Source organism: Bifidobacterium sp. ESL0690, assembly GCF_029392315.1.
In the GTDB taxonomy this organism is placed as follows: Bacteria; Actinomycetota; Actinomycetes; order Actinomycetales; family Bifidobacteriaceae; genus Bifidobacterium.
Genome location: NZ_CP113939.1, coordinates 332,071 through 350,637, shown reverse-complemented (window position 1 = coordinate 350,637; position 18,567 = coordinate 332,071). Strand labels below are relative to the sequence as shown.

Annotated in this window: 14 protein-coding genes; 8 read left to right on the top strand and 6 right to left on the bottom strand. The window is 56.0% G+C overall.

Features of this window, described 5'->3' with window-relative positions:
* Positions 1-80: 80 nt before the first annotated feature.
* The 4 genes from rplI to rpsF all read right to left on the bottom strand — a co-directional run bounded on the left by rplI (position 81) and on the right by rpsF (position 1,899).
* Complete coding sequence (gene rplI, locus OZX62_RS01260; protein WP_277176245.1) at positions 81-527, bottom strand: 50S ribosomal protein L9; 447 nt, start codon at positions 525-527, stop codon at positions 81-83.
* A gap of 16 nt (positions 528-543) precedes the next feature.
* A complete protein-coding gene (gene rpsR / locus OZX62_RS01255) occupies positions 544-792 on the bottom strand; it encodes a 30S ribosomal protein S18 (RefSeq protein ID WP_277143412.1) in 249 nt (82 codons plus the stop codon).
* 65 nt (positions 793-857) lie between these two features.
* Positions 858-1,514, bottom strand: a complete 657-nt coding sequence (locus OZX62_RS01250; RefSeq protein WP_277176244.1) for a single-stranded DNA-binding protein — start codon at positions 1,512-1,514, stop codon at positions 858-860.
* A gap of 88 nt (positions 1,515-1,602) precedes the next feature.
* A complete protein-coding gene (rpsF, locus tag OZX62_RS01245; protein WP_277153481.1) occupies positions 1,603-1,899 on the bottom strand; it encodes a 30S ribosomal protein S6 in 297 nt (98 codons plus the stop codon).
* A 303-nt stretch (positions 1,900-2,202) separates the two neighbouring features.
* On the opposite strand from rpsF, the gene OZX62_RS01240 reads away from it, so the two are divergent.
* From OZX62_RS01240 to OZX62_RS01230, 3 genes are all read left to right on the top strand, one after another.
* Positions 2,203-4,395: a hypothetical protein gene (locus OZX62_RS01240; RefSeq protein ID WP_277176243.1), complete on the top strand. Its 2,193-nt coding sequence runs from the start codon at positions 2,203-2,205 to the stop codon at positions 4,393-4,395.
* Positions 4,396-4,724: 329 nt separating this feature from the next.
* Complete coding sequence (locus tag OZX62_RS01235) at positions 4,725-8,102, top strand: hypothetical protein (RefSeq protein ID WP_277176242.1); 3,378 nt, start codon at positions 4,725-4,727, stop codon at positions 8,100-8,102.
* 177 nt (positions 8,103-8,279) lie between these two features.
* The gene (locus OZX62_RS01230; protein ID WP_277176241.1) at positions 8,280-9,293 is read left to right on the top strand and encodes a ribose-phosphate diphosphokinase; all 1,014 of its coding nucleotides are present in this window, start codon (positions 8,280-8,282) and stop codon (positions 9,291-9,293) included.
* A gap of 402 nt (positions 9,294-9,695) precedes the next feature.
* On the opposite strand, the gene OZX62_RS01225 is transcribed toward OZX62_RS01230, so the two are convergent.
* The gene (locus tag OZX62_RS01225; RefSeq protein ID WP_277176240.1) at positions 9,696-10,649 is read right to left on the bottom strand and encodes a hypothetical protein; all 954 of its coding nucleotides are present in this window, start codon (positions 10,647-10,649) and stop codon (positions 9,696-9,698) included.
* 511 nt (positions 10,650-11,160) lie between these two features.
* On the opposite strand from OZX62_RS01225, the gene OZX62_RS01220 reads away from it, so the two are divergent.
* From OZX62_RS01220 to OZX62_RS01200, 5 genes are all read left to right on the top strand, one after another.
* Positions 11,161-12,135, top strand: coding sequence for a ribokinase (locus OZX62_RS01220; protein ID WP_277176239.1), 975 nt, complete (start codon positions 11,161-11,163; stop codon positions 12,133-12,135).
* A 120-nt stretch (positions 12,136-12,255) separates the two neighbouring features.
* A complete protein-coding gene (locus tag OZX62_RS01215) occupies positions 12,256-13,299 on the top strand; it encodes a LacI family DNA-binding transcriptional regulator (protein ID WP_277176238.1) in 1,044 nt (347 codons plus the stop codon).
* A gap of 286 nt (positions 13,300-13,585) precedes the next feature.
* Positions 13,586-14,545: a nucleoside hydrolase gene (locus OZX62_RS01210; protein WP_277176237.1), complete on the top strand. Its 960-nt coding sequence runs from the start codon at positions 13,586-13,588 to the stop codon at positions 14,543-14,545.
* 50 nt (positions 14,546-14,595) lie between these two features.
* The gene (locus tag OZX62_RS01205) at positions 14,596-16,047 is read left to right on the top strand and encodes an MFS transporter (RefSeq protein ID WP_277176236.1); all 1,452 of its coding nucleotides are present in this window, start codon (positions 14,596-14,598) and stop codon (positions 16,045-16,047) included.
* A 170-nt stretch (positions 16,048-16,217) separates the two neighbouring features.
* Entirely contained in the window at positions 16,218-17,585 is a 1,368-nt protein-coding gene (locus OZX62_RS01200; protein WP_277176235.1) for a YwiC-like family protein, read from the top strand.
* A 238-nt stretch (positions 17,586-17,823) separates the two neighbouring features.
* Here the strand turns inward: OZX62_RS01200 and OZX62_RS01195 are convergent, their stop codons facing one another.
* Positions 17,824-18,393 (bottom strand): DNA-3-methyladenine glycosylase, encoded by a 570-nt coding sequence (locus OZX62_RS01195; RefSeq protein WP_277176234.1) that lies wholly within the window; start codon positions 18,391-18,393, stop codon positions 17,824-17,826.
* Positions 18,394-18,567 lie beyond the last annotated feature (174 nt).

Sequence of the window (18,567 nt, the reverse complement as noted above, 5' to 3'; positions counted from 1 at the left end):
CACGATTCGTTTGAACGTGCGGCGGGATTTTTCTTGCTTAAGCTTGCGGTTTTAAACCGTTATCAACTTTTTAGACCGAGTTACTCGGCGACGACCTTGACGGTGAAGTTCGCGGAGATTTCGGGGTGCAGGGCCACGGTGGCGGGGAACTCGCCGGTGGTCTTGATGGTCTCGACCTTGATCGCCTTCGGATCGATGGCGGCCTTGGATTCGAGAGCGGAAGCGATGTCCATGGCGGAGATGCCGCCGAACAGCTTGCCGGACTCGGAGACCTTGGCCGTGAGCTCGACGACGGTGCCGTCGATGGCGGCCTTGGCGGCCACGGCGTCTTCACGGGTGGCCACGGACTTGGCCAGACGTGCACGCTTCATCGCTTCAATCTGGGAAGCGGCGCCCTTGCTCCACGCGAAGGCGAGGCCCTGCGGGATCAGGTAGTTGCGTGCATAGCCGGACTTGACCTCGACGACGTCACCGGAGTGACCGAGGTTGGAGACGGACTTGGTAAGAATAACCTTAGTTTCAGCCATTGTTCGTGCCCTCCTATCAGCGGCCGTTGGTGGCGTAAGGCAGCAGAGCCATCTCGCGCGCGTTCTTGATGGCGCGGGAAATCTCACGCTGTTCCTGGATGGTCACGCCGGTGATACGACGCGAACGGATCTTGCCGCGATCAGAAATGAACTTGCGCAGCAGCGCGGTGTCCTTGTAATCGATCTCGGTGATCTTCGCAGCCTTCAGCGGGTTCGGCTTTTTCTTGAACGGCTTGACTGGTGGTTTTGGCCTTTTACGTGACATATCAATGTCTCCTTAACACTTATAAACGTCTATTGCTTGATGCTTTACGCTACTGGCGACTATCGCTAGAACTCCGGCTCGTCGGAATCCCCGCCGAAATCGGAGCTGCCTCCGAAACTCGAGAATCCATCGCCGGTATTGCTGGAGCTGCCCCACGGATCGGCTGCGGGAGCCTGGGACTGGCCGCCTTGCTGGGCCTGCCCAGCCGAAGCGCCGCCCGAGTAGCCTGCGCCACCCTGGTATCCGCCGTTGCCGCCGGCATTGTAGCCGCCGTTATAACCGCCGCCATTGTTGCCGGCACCGCCGTTATAGCCTCCGTTGTTGCGGGAACCACCCTGGAACCCACCGTTGGAAGAGGACTGACGTTGCACCTGAGCGGTGGCATAGCGCAGGGACGGGCCGATTTCGTCGACCGTCATCTCCACAACCGTGCGGTTCGTACCGTCATTGGCGGTGTACGAACGCTGCTGCAAGCGGCCTTGGGCGATTACGCGCATGCCCTTGGAAAGCGAGGACGCGCAATGGTCGGCCATATCCCGCCACGCGGAACAGCGCATGAAGAGGGCGTTGCCGTCCTCCCACTGGTTCGTGTTGCGGTTATAGGTCCTCGGCGTAGAAGCGATGGTAAAACTCGCGACCGACGCGCCGCTGCCGATAGTGCGCAGCTCCGGGTCAGCCGTAAGGTTGCCGATAATCGTGATGACCGTATCTCCTGCTGCCATGACGTGCCTTCCTCACCAGCTTTTGGCTTTTGTCGATAACGATGAAGCGAAAAGCAAATAGACTAAAATTTAATATTCCTAAACGGAATTACTTGACATCCTTGCGAAGAATCTTCGTGCGGATTACGGACTCGTTCAGGTTCAGGACGCGGTCCAGCTCATCGTTCGTTGCCGGCTCGCAGCTGTAGTTGACCACGACGTAGTTGCCTTCGGTCTTGCCATCGATTTCATAGGCAAGCTTGCGGCGTCCCCAGATATCAGGGTCGGAAACGGAACCGCCCTCTTTGGTGACGATTTCCATATACTCATCGGTCAGCTTCTTCAGGGCTCTTTCGTCAAGCTCCGGATCGGCGATGAACATCAGTTCATACTTGTGTGCAGACATCACCCACCTCCTTCGGACTAAAGTCGGCCGCGGTCTTTCCGCGACAGGAGTGTGTATGCGTGCCATCTCAGGGCGCAAACCCGCGCCAGACATAGCTTTTCTATATTACGGGCTCCCGGCGACTTACCATTGTTTTTATCCTTGGTCATTATCTATCATAATATGATTGAGATTACTCGATGATAAAGTGAGATATCTTTGAGTTTGTCGCAGTGTTGAGAGAAAAGAGAGAATATGGAGTGCCCTTATTGCGGTGCCGGTTTACCTGCCGATGCACGGTTCTGTTCAAATTGTGGCAAGACAGTGACAACAACGGCCGCTGCGAACATGGCGCCTTCGCCGCAAAACGGAACACCCACCTCAACTCCGGCTTCGATTCAAGCCCCAACTCCGATTCAAGGTTCGGTTCCATCTCAGGCCCCACGACCAGTTCAGGGCCCAATTCCAGCTTCGCAATATCCTTCCGGGCATCCACAAGGCAGAACCACATATCGTCCCGCCAATGTCGGTAACCTCAACGGCGCGTATCCATCTGCGCCGTCCAACTATTACACGCAAACTCCGGCGACCACCCGAAACAGGGCCTCGGCCAAGGCCACGAAACCGGTAAAACGCACGTCAGCCGGTTTCACGAGCGCCGCCAACATCAAGGCCATGCTGGTCTCGCTTGGTATCGGTCTTGCCGCGGCGCTTTTGGCCACACTCCTAATCACTGCGCTGGTCTGTCTCAATGCTCACCTGTACTCACAGGGACAAGAAAGAGCCAAAAACATGATAGCCGCTCAGTTCGCAAACACAACGGCAGGCGGTTCCACGACCCAATTCACCTCAGGCTCCATTATCGCTATCTTCGTCAACATCCTCACCAACGCGACGGGCGGTGCCAGTTCCGTTTCATTGCTCCATGAATCCATACCGGAAGCCGCGGTTTTTGCCAGAGGAACGTTCGGCCTGCCTGGCCTGGCGCTGTTGCTCGGCACGGCTTTCGGCGCGTATATGGTTTCACGGCACATCATCGCGCAGAAGAAATGGGAACCGTTGGCCAGCTCGGCGATTGTGGGTTTCGCGGCCGGATTGATCTATCTTCTGTTGGCTGCTTGTTTCCCGATCCGCTGCGAGATTAGAAGCGACGAGCTGCATACGCTTTTGCCGTATTTCCCCCTGGACGACCCGGAGAAGACGTCCACCTTATCGCTTGTCAACAGTTCATTGACTTGGGTCACTTTCGTCATGCCGCTGCTGACCGCAGCGATTGGCACGCTGATAGGATACGCCTTTAGCAGGCGCTGCTTTGAGAACGGCAATGTCTTCTCTGCCTGCTGGACATGGGTTCACCAAGCACGAGGAGCGGCACGAACCTGCGCCGAAGCCCTTGGCATCTATTCCCTCGTTTTCTTCGTCTACAGTCTCATCATGCAAGTGCTGAATGTCATCATGTACACAATCTCCTACCACTGCGGAACCGCACCGATAATGGTCTTTCTCAGAAATATTCCAAGCAATCAATTGGCAGAATGGCAAGAGGGATCATTGGGCGGAATTTTGATGTACGTTTCGCCAACCTCGCCGAAGACACAACGACTATCTGCCCTATATGGCCCCGGGCTTTTCGGCAGCGACAAGTTGTATGCTTTCTCTGCTCTCACTCCAGAACGGTATATGCGCAGTAATCTACCGACCATGTTCCTGAATTATCTGCTTCCGCTGGTCCTGTTCCTGTTGAGCACGTTCTACATCATGCTGCGGGCCTCGGCCCGGTCTTTGCAGGATCGGGCGAACGCCGGGTGGGCCAAGACCTGGCAGACACCGGCTATCGCAGCAATTTTCTGGGCTGTGGCAGCAATGGTGATCAACCTTACGTGCGTGACGATGAAAGTGACGCAACCGCATCCGCAGGACCCATACCTCCTTGCGATGTACCATCAATTCTCCGGCGACAGCTATACCTATATCAACGACGTGCAACCATGGTATATCCTTTTCGGAGCGTTGTGGATGTTCGCCATCGAGGCGCTTGCGCTGAGCCTGGGACCTACGATGATTAAATCGATGCCGGGGCTGATGGGTATTCTCAAAGGAGGGCTGGTGCAGCCGTCTCCCGCCGTGTCCGGCGGAAGAAACGAAGCACGAAACAATCCTGACGGCAAAATAAGCCAGCCCGTTACCGATCCCAATGTCTTCATCGCTCTGCTCAAGGCCAGAGGCACACAAACCGTGTACGGACAATATGGAATGACGGCTGCGATGAGTGGCAGGCCGGGAATGGCACCGATCGGTGCGATACCGCCAATGCAAGGTGGTGCACCAGGCTACGGGCAGCCACAAGCGAATCCTTATGCTCGTTCCAATCCCTATTCGGCAAACTCACCAGCAACCAATCCAGCAACGCGCAACCCTTACTCCGCCTACCCGGATTCGGCACCGTCCCAAGCCAACGGGCAAACCGGCAATCCATGCACCGACGCAAACCGGCAACCACCGAATGGATGGAAGTAGTCGGGTTCCCAGATCGTGAGGCAAGCCGCCCCATATACCAATCAGTTAGCAAGAGGCGAGCCGACAATCGTGGCACGTTAGAGGAACCATACCGGAACGAATACAGCTTCATTCCGGCCATTGGCAACACTTACGCAACGGCCAAAAATCGAGCCTTTGTTGGCCCTGCGTCATACCCTTGTTTTCATTGGTAATACCCTAACGATGGGGTCAGGAAGAGCTGAGATCTGGGAGACACGATGATTTGCCCTCACTGCGGTGCAACAATATCCAAGAACGCCAAATTCTGTTCGCACTGCGGGCAAAGCACGGTATCCGCAGGAACACCGTTGCCGCAAAATCCTGGCGGCACAGCGGGCAATGCTTCAAGGCCACAGAACCCCGCAACATCGGCAGCAGCACCCTCGATTCCTCTGCCGGGCGCACAAAATCCCGGTCTTCCACCGGTTTCTGGAGCGTCTGTAGGCGGAACCGAAGCGCCCCTGTCGCAAAACCTAAACCTGCAGGCAATACCTTCCAATCAGCCGACCGGTGCCGTCCCACAATTCGGTGCCACACCGTTCAACGCAACGCCCACACCGCCGACGGGCAGCCCCCAAAGTCCCGCACCGGCGGGACAGCCAAAGAAGAGTTCCGAGCTCGGCGCGCAACTGCGCAGAATATTCAAAGATATGGCGACTCAGAGCAGTCTCAAAACCATGGGAGCTTCGCTCGGCATTGGGCTAGGCGCGGCAATGGTGCTGGCCCTGATCAACGCCATCATTATCAACTCAAAGCTGAGTGGTGTCATCAATATGGCCCGGACCGCGGCACAAGGTTCCACAGCTTTGGGCATGCCGGCATCAGTCAGCATGCCGAATTTCTTCCAGGTACTCGTCTCCGCCCTCATCAGCGGCGTAGCCGGATCCTACTCCCTGAAAATCTCGGCCATGGGCATGGACGTGGACAAAATCGGCACCCATATCTTATTGTGGGGGCCGATGACTCTCTCCGGGGTGGCGCTGCTGCTCGGCGCGGCATTCGGTGCGTATCTGCTCGCCCACAAGACGACCTCGCACTTCAAATGGGACGGCATCGCCAACTCGGTTGTGGTCGGTCTGGCGACCGGTCTCATCTACGTCATCCTTGGCGCCATCTTCCCGCTTTCGTTCAACGGCGCCATCGGCGGTGGCTCATCGCCGTTGGGCGACCTGTCAAGCAGCCTGATGAGTGGTGGTTCCAAATCGTCCAGTGCCAACGGATCGATCATCATCAGTGGGGCCACACCACGCACATTCCTTATGGCCACCGTTTTCGCCGGTCTCGGCGCTCTGCTCGGCTTCGCGCTGGCACAATACGCTCCCGATAGCACCAACGCCTTCAAAGCGGCATGGCGCTGGGGTCATCGCCTCCGCGGATTCGCCCGCACCGCCGTGGAGGCGCTCTCCATTTACACGCTGGTGTACACGGTCCTCGGACTCGTGGCGTTCATCATCTTGGCGTTCGTATACAAGATTCCATCGCTGTTGCTGTTCATTCCCTCGCTATTCCCCCTCTGGCCTTTGTTCCTGCTGCAGCTCTCGTCATTCGGCGGCATTGGGCTCTCGGCTTTGGGCATGGTTTCAGGCAATCTCACCTGTTTCACGTTATTTGGCTGGACCGGACTGGCCAAAATCAGCGGCAACGACAATATCGTCAAATCAGTGCCGCCGGAACTGACGACTCCTGGAGCGCTGCACTTTCCCGGCGGTCTTGTCGCCATGACCATCGTGCTTATCATCGTCTTTATCGTCACCACGCTATACATCGCGCTGCGTGCCTCCGCCCGCAATATGCAGGATCACTATTACATGGACTGGAAGCATACATGGAAGCAGCCTGTGGCCGCGGGAATCTTCTGGTTGTTCATAACATTCGCGTCCGCAACGGGTATATCGGTGAAAATCAGCGGTGTTGCAGGCATGGCCACGAATCTGATGAGCGGCGTGATCAGCTCTGCCACAGGCGGCATCGACCCCTCAAAGCTGCATGGCTCCATCTCACTGGAATTGTGGTACTTCCTTGTTGCCATGATCTGGGCTTTCCTCATCGAAGTGGTGGCCATGACGTTTGGCCCCACGCTGGTGGCGTCCATGCCCGGCATCTGGAAGATATTCAAAGGCGGCCAAGTGGAAGCGACTCCAGCGGCCGTGCGCCAATACGTCGACGCATGTGATGCCCGATTCGGCAAAGACGGAAAGAACCGGGGTGACGGCCAAGGCAACCCAGGTGGATCTGCCGGCCTTCCTTGGCCTGGTAATCCGAACGGGCCCACCAACCCCGTCAATCCGGACGGGTCCACCAACCCTGTCAATCCGGGCTCACCTACCGGACCGCAAGGTAGCGCAAACGGGATTCCCCCGCTGCCTATGCCGGGTTCATCACTTCCAATACCATCAACCCCTACGTCGCAAAACGCAGGAAACACATCAAGCGGTGCCGACGCTCATCCAGCGATTCCCGCTCCCGCAGCAGCCGGACAAACGTCAACTGCGCCTGGCAGTATCCCGCAACCTGCCGGACAACAGAATGCAGCAAGTCCACAAACGCAAGACTCATATCCGGCCATCCAAATTCCACCAGCTGCATCGAGCCCATCGAAATCCACACCAGCAAGCGCATCGGCGGTATCAGCCGTATCAGCCACACCTCAACCCGGCGCACTTATCTCCGACATCAGCGCGACTGATGGCGTTGCCGCAAAAGCCAAGCCCATGACTGCCTCACAGAAGAGAATACTGTTCATTTGTCTGGGATTGGTGGCATTGTGCGCAGCTCTCGGAATCACATATGGCGTACTGAACGCAACGGTATTCAGCCCCAAAACGGTAGTCAGCCAATACACCGACGCCATTGCATCCGGCCGTTTCGATGATGCCAGCTCCATAGCAGACCCGCAGATCGGAGGCGCAAAATCAGTGCTGCTGCACAACAACGCGGCAAAACCGGGCAACTTCATCTCAAACCAGCACATCGTTTCGTCCAAAATCAACGACGACGGCTCGGCGTATGTCGACATCACCTACACCCTTGCGGGCAAAGAGAAGAAGTCGACGATCAAACTCGTACCCAACGGGTCACAGGGCCTTATCTTCAAGAAATGGGCCATTTCCACACCATTGGTCTCGAACATTAAGGTCGATACACCGAAAATCGTCGACGATCTGACCATCAACGATGTCGATGTCAGCGAAAAGAACGCCGAAACGAACGAAGCCGGCAGCCGCGAGAACGTCTTTGTCTTCGCCGTATATCCCGGTACCTATACGGTCGGGATACAGGAAACGGACTATCTGAAGAGCAAGAGCATCACACTGGAGCCATCGCAGCTGGGTACCCTCGACGTCAAAGCGACCAAGAAACTCAGTGATTCGCTCGAAGCCGATGTCAAGAAGAAACTCGACAAATGCGCGACCTCAACCGACGCGGAACCCAAAGGCTGCCCGTTCAGTTATCCGTTCTACAGCGACGGCGACCAATACCGTAACTTCTCATGGAGCATCCTCAAATATCCGCAGGTCACTTCCGTAGATGTGAAAAACGGCACGTTCGACGCCACTACAGGCAGAGTCAAGCTCACCTATCAACACCGATACTCCAGCATTAGCGACGATTGGGACTCCGACGATTACGAAGAATCCATATACTACTCGGACGTCACTTTTTGGCTCAACAAACGAAAATCGTAGGCAGACCGGACGGCGGCAATTCAATATTGCGCGGCTCACACGCGGAAGTCGCAAGCTGCCCACTGTGGCTTGTATATTAGAGTGTAGTTTGCTTCCGTATTGTCTGGGTCTCATTTGGATCATGACAATATCGGATTGGCATAGTGCGTAACAGCGCAGCACAACGGAAGGCGAGATATGTCGGCGATTCTCGAAGGAAAGCCCAAAAAACGACTGGCACTGGTGACAGGTCGAGCGTATCCGGAGCAGGCTCAAGCCACAGCCGAGTGCCTGGGCACCGTCCCGCTTGAGACCACGGCTTATGACTTTGCCAACGGCGAGATGTACGTGCGCTATACCGAGCCGGTGCGTGGCGCGGACGTCTTCGTGCTGCAAGCGCACACCGACCCCATCAACAAGTGGATTATGGAGCAACTGCTGATGATCGACGCACTGAAGCGCGCCTCGGCCCGTTCCATCACTGTTGTAGCGCCGTTCCTCGGCTATTCACGTCAGGACAAGAAGGGCCTGGGCCGCGAGCCCATCACCGCCCGCCTGATGTTCGATCTTTTCCAGACCGCCGGTGCCGACCGCATCATGACCGTTGATCTGCACGCCTCGCAGGAGCAGGGCTTCTTCGACGGGCCGGTCGACCACTTGACCGCAATGCCGGTGCTGCTCGATTATGTCAAGAACTCGATGCCGCTGGAAAACGCGACCATCGTCTCCCCCGACGCCGGGCGTATCAAGGTCTCGGAGCGTTGGGCCGCCAAGCTTGGCGGGCTGCCGCTTGCTTTTATTCATAAGACCCGCGACGTCACCCGCCCGAACCATGCCGTGGCACATGGCATCATCGGCGAGGTGCGTGAACGCGACTGCGTGGTGGTCGACGACATGATCGACACCGCCGGTACGATTTGTGAGGCCGTGCGTACGCTGCGCGAGGCCGGTGCGAAATCGGTAACGTTGGTCGCCACCCACGGACTGCTTTCTGGCCCGGCCGTCGAACGGCTCAAGAACTGCGGCGCGCGCGAAATCGTTCTGATGGATACCGTTCCGGTGCCAGAAGAAAAGCGCCTGCCCAATATGACCGTGCTCTCCATCGCCCCGCTGCTAGCCGCCGGCATCCGCTCGGTCTTCGAGTCCGGTTCGGTCTCTGGCCTCATGGACGGTCTGCCCGAAGACATGCACCCGCGCAATATGTACGCGTGACAGCTCTTCTCTCACTTTGACCCATCGATTCCTCTGTCGACTTTCCCGTTCCTGCTCACCATGACGTTGTCAACTGAACCATAACCGGCCTCTAATCCGCTCTGCAGGCTCTTCCCGGCACCTCCGTCCACCTTTCCGGCACCTCCGCCCACCTCTTCCGATTCCTTCCAGCCCTCCGGCTCATCATCCAGCGTCGCGAATCACCTATCAACTCCCGTTGTCGGGTGATTTGCGACGCTATAATGCGATTTATCGTCGCAAATCGCCCACTAATCTTCATTAAGAGCGGACTTGCGACGCAAAATAATACTTTAGCGTCGTAATCCACCTACTAGGCATCAATCCCAGAACTCGGCGAGCTAATTTTGTCCGCTTCTCGCCCCGTTGATATCGACTCTCGTCCTAACCTGCCAACTTCATACAAGGAACGCCGGCATCCGCCAGCTTATGCACCAGTTCGCTACGCCCCACGACATCGCGGTAAGTAAGACGCACTATCCGCGAGACGCCACTACGAAAGAGGAATCGTTCACGCTCCTGCTCCCGACGCACGACTTCCTCTATTGCTGCTCCATGGGTCATCAACGGATTGACATACTTCTCCATGCCATCAAACTCGACGACAATAACCTCCCCGCCGCGTAACCGGTACTGGAAATCGACACGATACGTTGAACCAGCATCATTAGCATATTCCACTTGAAGCTGCGGAATCGGAAATCCTTCCTCGATCATCGTGGCCCTGCAGAACGATTCGCCGCCACTTTCGCTCTTGGCGTCTGCGCAACAAATCAGACGATCTATCAAAGCCCGACCATGACGCAGGGTCTGCCGTTCGGCGGCAACATCGTCCAAAAAGACCAACCCTGCACGTAAAGCCGAGTCATAAAGCGGCAAGGCATCCCTGAATGCACAGCGTAGGCCACAATCCACAAGTGTTCTGGCGACCGAAGTCACCGGGATTCCATCGACATAGCAAACTTCAGCATGCGGCATCGAAACACGGCGCAGCAATCGGCTGTTCGAAGAGCTTGAACTATCAGCCACATATATGGTGCCATCATAAAGATTTTGGCGTAAATCAAAGCCATAAATCACAGCAGCAGTGAAAGCGGCGAACCCCCAATCTGGATGCTTGAAGTGAAGGGCACGCGCCACATACAACGTCCGATGGCGATAATCAAGCTGCTTCCAATCCTCGGCGGGGAAAAACAATCCTGGATATGGTTTTACAAGTTCACCGGCAACACTGCGACGGTACAACGCCCGGCTTTCGACAGCGTTTGTTGAAACACAGCAGCGTTTCTTTCGCTTCGCCTGCGCAATCAATGCGTTGACTTTTTGATGGTTTCTCATATCGTCACCATACGGCGAACAGGCAAAATTCCGCGAGAAAACAAGGTACTGTGGTCGAACGCTATCACTTATCCACACGCCCGGGCGTGTCGCAGGAAGCTATTCACATACTCGGAAGAGCTACCCACAATTTACCTTGCTCATCTGCGCTCAGCTTCCGAACAACCCAGCCCGCAGAACAATACTAATGGAGAAATCACGACGCTCAGGTCTAATCCAGCGTCGCAAATCACGAGCTAACCCCCCACTCGTAGAGGAATTACGACGCACACACCCGATTTACCGTCGCAAATTATCCGCTAACTCTCATTAGCAGAGGATTCACGACGGCAATCCCCTGACGACGATGGCACTGACGGCAATCCCAGCTGCTCATTCTTTATGAACCTCGACAACGCCCTCCGTACAATTTGACTTTTTTGATAAAGCGTTTTATCTTATAACCAAGTTAGTAATAGCGCACTAGTTTTTAATGTGTGTTGCGAATAACCAAGAACCAATCGAGGATGAAATGAACGCAAAGACGCTTTCCCTGCTAGATGGCATTTCCGGATCAATCAGCATTGTCGGGTCGATGAACGCGGACTACACCGTCACCGCCAAGCGTCTGCCGAAGCCCGGCGAAACCATCGCCGGAGGCCCGTTGCGCATCCTGCCCGGCGGCAAATCCGGCAACCAGGCTGCGGCCGCCGCACGAATCGGCGCGAAAGTCAATATGTTCGGAGCTGTGGGAAACGACAAGAACGCGGATTTCCTGCTTGAACAACTCAACGACGCCGGCGTCGATACCTCCCATGTCCGCCATGTCGAGGGTGCCAGCGGTACTACCGTGATCACCGTCGACGGTAACGGCGAAAACACCATCGTCTATTCGGCCGGATCTAACGCCACCGTCAGCACCGACTACATCGAGAGCCAGAAGGACGTGCTGCTGAAGTCATCGGTGCTCGGCCTGTGCTTGGAAAGCCCGATCGAAACCGTTACCGCCACAGCGAAAATGTGCCATGACGCGGGCATCAAAGTGCTTCTGAACGACTCCCCCTTCACCGACAAGCTGCCGGACGAACTCATCCAATACTCCGACATCCTTTTGGTCAACGAACACGAAATGGCACAACTGCTCAACATCGCCGAGCCCAAGAACGGCGACTGGCTGGGCATGGACTGGAACTACATCGCCCAGTCAATGCACGATTTCGGTTTCAAGGAAGCGGTCGTCACGTTGGGCGGCGACGGGGCCATGGTGCTCGACCATGATCGCACGTACCACGTCGACGCAGCCAAGATCGATGCCGTCGACACCACCGGCTGCGGCGATTCCTTCATGGGCACGCTTCTGGCTGGTTTGGCTTCCGATTTCCCGCTCAGCGACTCCGCTTCGCTGGCCTCGTACGTGGCCGCCTACGCCGCCACTGGTTACGGCGCCCAGGCCTCGTACGGCAATGCCGATCAGATCCGCGCTTTCTTCAAACGCCAAGCTCAGTAAGGCATAAAACGCAACCGGCAATGACCTGAGGAAGAGCACATACGGTCAGTCGACTAAGCTTTTGCGTGAACGCCACGATGGCTATGACGGCCTTGAGGGCAGGAACCGGAGCAGAAAAACATGAACCACACCGTGACGCTCAAAGACATCGCCAAAGCTTGCGGCGTCTCGGTCACGGCGGTTTCCCTGGTTCTCAACGACCGGCCGACCCGCATGTCGCAGGAAAAACGCGAACTCATCGTTGAAACGGCCAAACGCCTGCACTACGTGCCCAACCAGGCGGCTCGCAGCCTCGCCACCAACAAATCGATGCTGCTCGCCCTGCTCATCCCCGATATCGAAAACATGTTCTTCGCCTCTCTCGCCAAAGCGCTTGAGGACGTAAGCAGCAACAACGGCTACTCCCTGCTGATGGCGAATTCGGACGACTCGCAGGCCACGGAGCACAAATTGTTGCGGCAATTTGCTTCCCGAGGCGTCGATGGACTGTTTCTCATTCCCTCACGCGAGTCGGTGAACAATTCCGAAGCTCTCAAAAAAGACGTCAGCAATCTTGATTTCCCGGTGGTACTCACCGACAGGCTTGTCAGCGATGACTGGTGCGACGCCGTCGGCTCCGATAATTACGTCGGTGGCCAGCTTGCCGCACAAGTGCTTCTGGCAAAAGGGCACAAACGCATCGCCTGCATCTCGGGAGACACCCGAACAGGAAATATGAACAGACGTGTCGCCGGTTTTTCCAGCGTCCTCGAAAAGGCCGGTTTGCCGCTCGACCCAAATCTCAACTGCTCGGGAAACTACCGCTATACCGGGGGCTACCACGCCGCCGACCATATCATCGACGCCCACGCGACCGCCGTTTTCTGCACCAACGATCTGATGGCACTGGGATTCATCCAGCGCCTTGAAGAACGCGGCCTTTCCTGCCCGCAGGATTGCTCCGTAATCGGCTACGACAACGTTTCCGAACGGTTGGGCTTCAACCATCGCCTGACCACGCTTGACCAGAACATCAGCGCCATGGCCACCGCCTGCAACGAGCTCATTTCCTCTCGAATCAAGGATATGGGGTCGGAATCGGGCCGCAGGCCCTGGATCACGAAGCCCAAGCAGCAATTCATCCGGCCAACACTCGTCAACCGAGCGACGATATCGGAACTTTAAATACCACAAACAACGGGATGTCGTATTGCGTTTGCCCTGTGAATAAGGGCTTCTCGTCCGATAGATGTATCACAATTATAAAAAGCGGGGGCGGCTATTTATTTATCAAGGAACCCGTCTCGATTTGACTCATTAAATTAAACGCTTTATCATAGATAGCAGTATTGATAAAGCGTTTTATCGATACGATAAAACAACACCTGCAATGGCGCTGTCTGATTGTTGTTGATTGTCAGTGTTGAGTAACATCTAAAATCAGATGCTGCGAAGACGAAAGGCAGAAGTTATGAAGAAAAAGATTATTCTCGATTTGGATACCGGCATCGACGATACCCTTGCCATCTCCTACGTATTGGGAAGTCCTGAAGTCGAGCTTATCGGCATCACCAGTACGTTCGGCAACGTGCTCGTCGACCAGGGCATCCGCAACGACCTGGCCATCACCGACCTGCTCGGTCACCCCGAAGTGCCGGTGTATCGCGGCGAAAGCCATGCATTGAAGAAGGATTCGTTCGCCGTTTCCGAGGTCTCGGCCTTCATCCACGGCAAGAACGGCATCGGCGACGTCGAGATCCCAGACTCCCCTCGCAAGGCCGAAACAGAAAGCGCAGCCGACTTCATCATCGACTCGGTGAAGAAATACGGCAAGGACCTCACTTTCGTGCCCACAGGCGCAGAGACCAACATCGCCACGGCGCTCAAGAAGGCTCCCGAAATCAAGGACGAAATCGGCAACATCGTCATCATGGGCGGTGCACTGACGGTGTGCGGCAACGTCAGCCCTTGCGCCGAGGCCAACATCTCGCAAGACCCCGAGGCCTGCGACATGCTCTTCCGTTCCGGCGCACCGGTGACCATGGTCGGCCTCGACGTGACTCTGCAGACCCTCATGACCTACAAGGATTCGCAGAAGTGGCGCGAAATCGGCACTCCCGCTGCCAAGTTCCTCGCCGACATGGTCGATTTCTATATCAAGGCCTACGAGACCACCTCCCCGAACCTCAACGGATGCGGACTGCACGATCCGCTGGCCGCCGCAGTCGCCATCGACCCGACGCTGGTCACCACGCTTCCGATCAATATGAAGGTGGACACTGAGGGCGAACTGCGCGGACGCACCATCGGCGACAACGACCGCTTGAACGACCCGAACAAGACCATGAAGGTCGCAGTCGGCGTCGACAAGGAACGCTTCCTTAACGAGTTCATGACTCGCATCGGCAACGTTGCAGCTGCCGCAAAGTAAATATAGGTAAGCAAATAAAAAGAAAGATATCCATTCCAAGGACGGAAAATATGGCAGAAACAACCAAAGAGAGCACGGTTAGCTCTCAAAACCCGAAGGCGAAAGGCAGCGAACCTGAGATTACCAGCGATCAGGCTGTCAAGGCGCTTATTCCGCTGCTGATCACCTTCATCCTCGGCACGCTGTGCCTGCAGGGATTCAATCTGGTGTTCACCCAGGTCGGCCAGGACGTCGGCGCCCCGGCTCAGGCCTCGCTTATCACCGCACTGCCCAGCATCGTGCTCGGCATCGTGTGCTTCGTTTACGGCTCGCTCGGTGACTTCGTTTCGCTGAAAAAGCTCGTGATCGTCGGCATTACCCTGTTGATCACCGGGTCGATTTTCGGCTTCGTCGCGAACTTCTTCTTCAAGGCCAACATCTGGACCGTGATCATCGCTCGTGTCATCCAGACCGCAGGTGAGCAGGTGGCGGGCTCCGTCTACCTCGTGGTCGCCACGAAGTACTTGAAGGATTCGCTGAAGGTCATCTTCTTCGGCATCTTCACCGCCGGCTATCAGGTCTCCGCAGCTATCGGCGTCTTCGCCGCCGGCTTCCTGACCTCCATCCACTGGCAGTATCTCTTCCTGATCCCCGTGGTCACCATCCTCTTCCTGCCGCTGCTGCTGCACAACCTGCCGAACAAGTCGGGCACGGGTGAAAAGGTCGACGTCTGGGGCTTCGTGCTCTTCGGCACCGCCACCGCATTCCTGACCCTGTTCTTCTCGTACACGATGTGGTGGATGCTCCTGATCTCCGTCGCGCTCTACGTGGTCTTCGCGGTCTACATCCACAAGGCCAAGAACCCGTTCATCACCCCGGACTTCTTCCACAACACCCGCTGGATCATGGCCATCAGCCTCGTCCTGCTCTTCTATCTGCCGAACTATTCCTTCTCCCCGATCTTCAACGCGATCGGCAGTGAGATCTACCATCTGCGTACCGACACCATCTCGCTCTACATCGTTTGGGCGTTTGTCGTGGCGGCCATCTTCGGCACCTGCTCCGGCTGGATCATCGGCAAGATCGGCAAGACCCGCGGCATTTTCCTCGCCGGAGGCGCACAGCTTGTCGGCCTGGTCGTCGCTTCGTTCTGCGTGAACGTCAGCCCCGTGGCACTGGCACTCGCTGGCTGCGTCTATTACGCAGGCATCGGCATGATGTATTCGCCGATTATCGACTCCGTGCTGGGCACGCTGACCAAGGACGAATCCGGACGTGGCGTGGGCATGAACGATCTGGCGATGAACGTCGCCGGCTCCATCGGCATCGCCATCATCGGCGGACTGATGAGCTCCAAGCCTATGACCGGCTTCAGCTTGGCTGGCCTGAAGGGTTCCGCAGCAAACTACGGCAACCTGTTCCTGGTGGCCGCCATCGCGACCGTCGCCGGCTTGGTCGTCTTCATTGTTTGCCACAAGAAGATCTATGCTGGCACCAACGAGGAGCTTCCTTCTGCTGAGTGATCAGGTGAGTTGATTGATTGATTTTTCGATTGATTCATAGATTTATTTTTCGATTAATTGATTAATTAACTGATTGATTGACAACGGGCGGTATCGTACATCTTGCGGTGTGCGGTGCTGCCCATTTCGTTATGCTACGAAAATAGATACCACAGCATAACGTACATAGTATGGAAGAGACAAAAACTGAATTTTTAGTCGCAAAAAATAAGAGCGGCAAAATAACCAGCAACGATACTGGTACTGGAGCACGGCCTGACAATGACGCAGGAGCCGGCCCTCAGCCTAGCAACGATGCAGGAGTTAACTTTCAGCCCAGCAACCACACCGAAGCGCAATCTCGTATCAATGCCAAAACCCGACATACCAAACACACCAACATCTGGTTGCCAGATCAGCCAGGGGCTTGGGTCATGGCACTATTCCCGGCGCTCGGAGGCATTGTCATCGGCGGGATTTCGTGGCGCAATGTCTGGCTGCTGCTGGCATGGACGCTGTGCTACTGCTTCCAATTCTCGGCCGCACGCTGGCTCGCCGTTCGCTCACACGAAGTCAAGGACGCCCGAAAACGCAGACGCGGAATCGGCCATTCCGGCAAAATGAATACTCCGAATCCGATGGCTTCCAACTCGTCTTCAGGCAACCTTGCAGCCAAACAAGCCTCTGCTTCATCTACAAACAGCAGAATCCTTGGTCTAACTTCCAGCTCAGCTTCGGCTTCCAGGACAGCTCGTACGGTAACTTCAACGAAAAAACGTCATTCGAATATCTACTTCGTTCCGGCGGCGGCCTATTTCATTGCCACGGCCATCGTGGGTATTCCGGTTTTCGTGTTCGCTCCGAAACTGCTGTGGTGGATTCCGGCCTACGCCGTGCTCGCTACGCTTTCGTTCGTGGCCGCATGGTTGAGACGCGAACGAACACTGTGGGGCAATGCCGTCGCCGTCATCGCGGCAGGAGGGATGGCTCTACTCGCCACTTCGCTTGGATCACGCTTCTTCGTCGCTGCCACCCCGAACGAAAGCCTTGCTTCCAGATTGTCGCCGCTGCTGCCTTCACACAACACTTTTGCCGCGGGCTCAAACGGCGTCAGTACCGCACTTCATCAAGGCAATCCCTTGTCCGTTTCGCGTTCGATTGATGCGACGCAATATTTTCTGGGCTCGCCGCTGCTGCCTAAAGCCGGAGTGATCGCGGCCGTTGCGTTCGTCCTTACCGAATACGCGTCGGTCGTTTTCGTCAAGACCATGTTCCGCAAATACGGCAATTCCGGTTATTACGGGCTTTCGATCATTTATCACGTCGTTCTCGCCGTACTCGGCTTCGGCGCACCGACGCTGTTGCAGAACCTTGCCGGATTCACGCCGGCGCGAGGCGTGACAGCCGCCACCCTGCTTTGGGGCGTTGCCGCCACCGTACTGTTGCTGATCGCCATCATCTTTCCGCACCACAAGCGCATGAAAGCCATGCAGGTCGGCGGCATCGAGGCCTTCACCAGCCTGATGAACCTCGTCGTCATCGCGGTTGCATTGGCATAATTCAATATTCCGAGACTCTCCGACAACGTATCGCACAGATACCAACCGGTGGTATGGAACCCGCCGCTATACACCTGTCACCACTTGCCGCTGCTGGTAAACGGCATCTAAGAACTTGTTATATCCCCTTTACCAGCATCAAATCAGTATTGTGCATGAAAACTGCATCTTGCACTTCTTTAAATGACGTTTACCAGCAGCAAAGTGTCAAGACGAACGCTTGCAATACACCAAAACTCTACCTCGAAAGATAGGGGTTACCGGCGATGACGAAACGGCGCGGGCGATCCTTGGCTTTGCTGATGCCGATGCGTTGCGTGGCTTCGATACGCTCGCCCGGATGCAATGAACCCGTTGCCAAGCTCAGCGGCGGCTTGCGCAGGTCGTGGCCGTAGAGATCCATCGTGATGCCCAGCGATTTGCAGATTTTTCCGGGACCGTTGAGACAGTCCTTGATACGGCGGCCGCCACGGCGTTTTTCGATGATTTCGACGGTTCGCGTATCCATCGGTTCGGCGGCACGAATGAGCGCGCCCGCACCGAAGCCCTCCTCGAACGCGGTGACGTTCATACACAGATTCATGCCGTAAATCAGGTAGATGTAGGCATGGCCGGACGGGCCGAACATCGCGCGGTTCCGCTCGCTTTTACCGTGAAAGGTGTGGCTTGCCGGGTCAAGCTGATCGTAGGCCTCGGTTTCAACGATGCGCACGGTCAAAGTCTCGCCGTCGATTTCACGAATCAGGAGGCAGCCGAGCAACCCCTTTGCCACGGTTTCGGCGTCTTCACTCAAAAATGAAGGAAACATATTCCCATTGAAGTCCGCATACAGGATTTGCGCAAGAGCGTTTCTGAGCACAACTAAATCGCATTACAATATAGCAATAAAGCTTACTCTGATGCAAAATTCCGTTCCGTGCTATGCTCTGCCATACTGAAAAATTAATATTGCCGGAATCTCAACATTTTTAATTTGCCATTT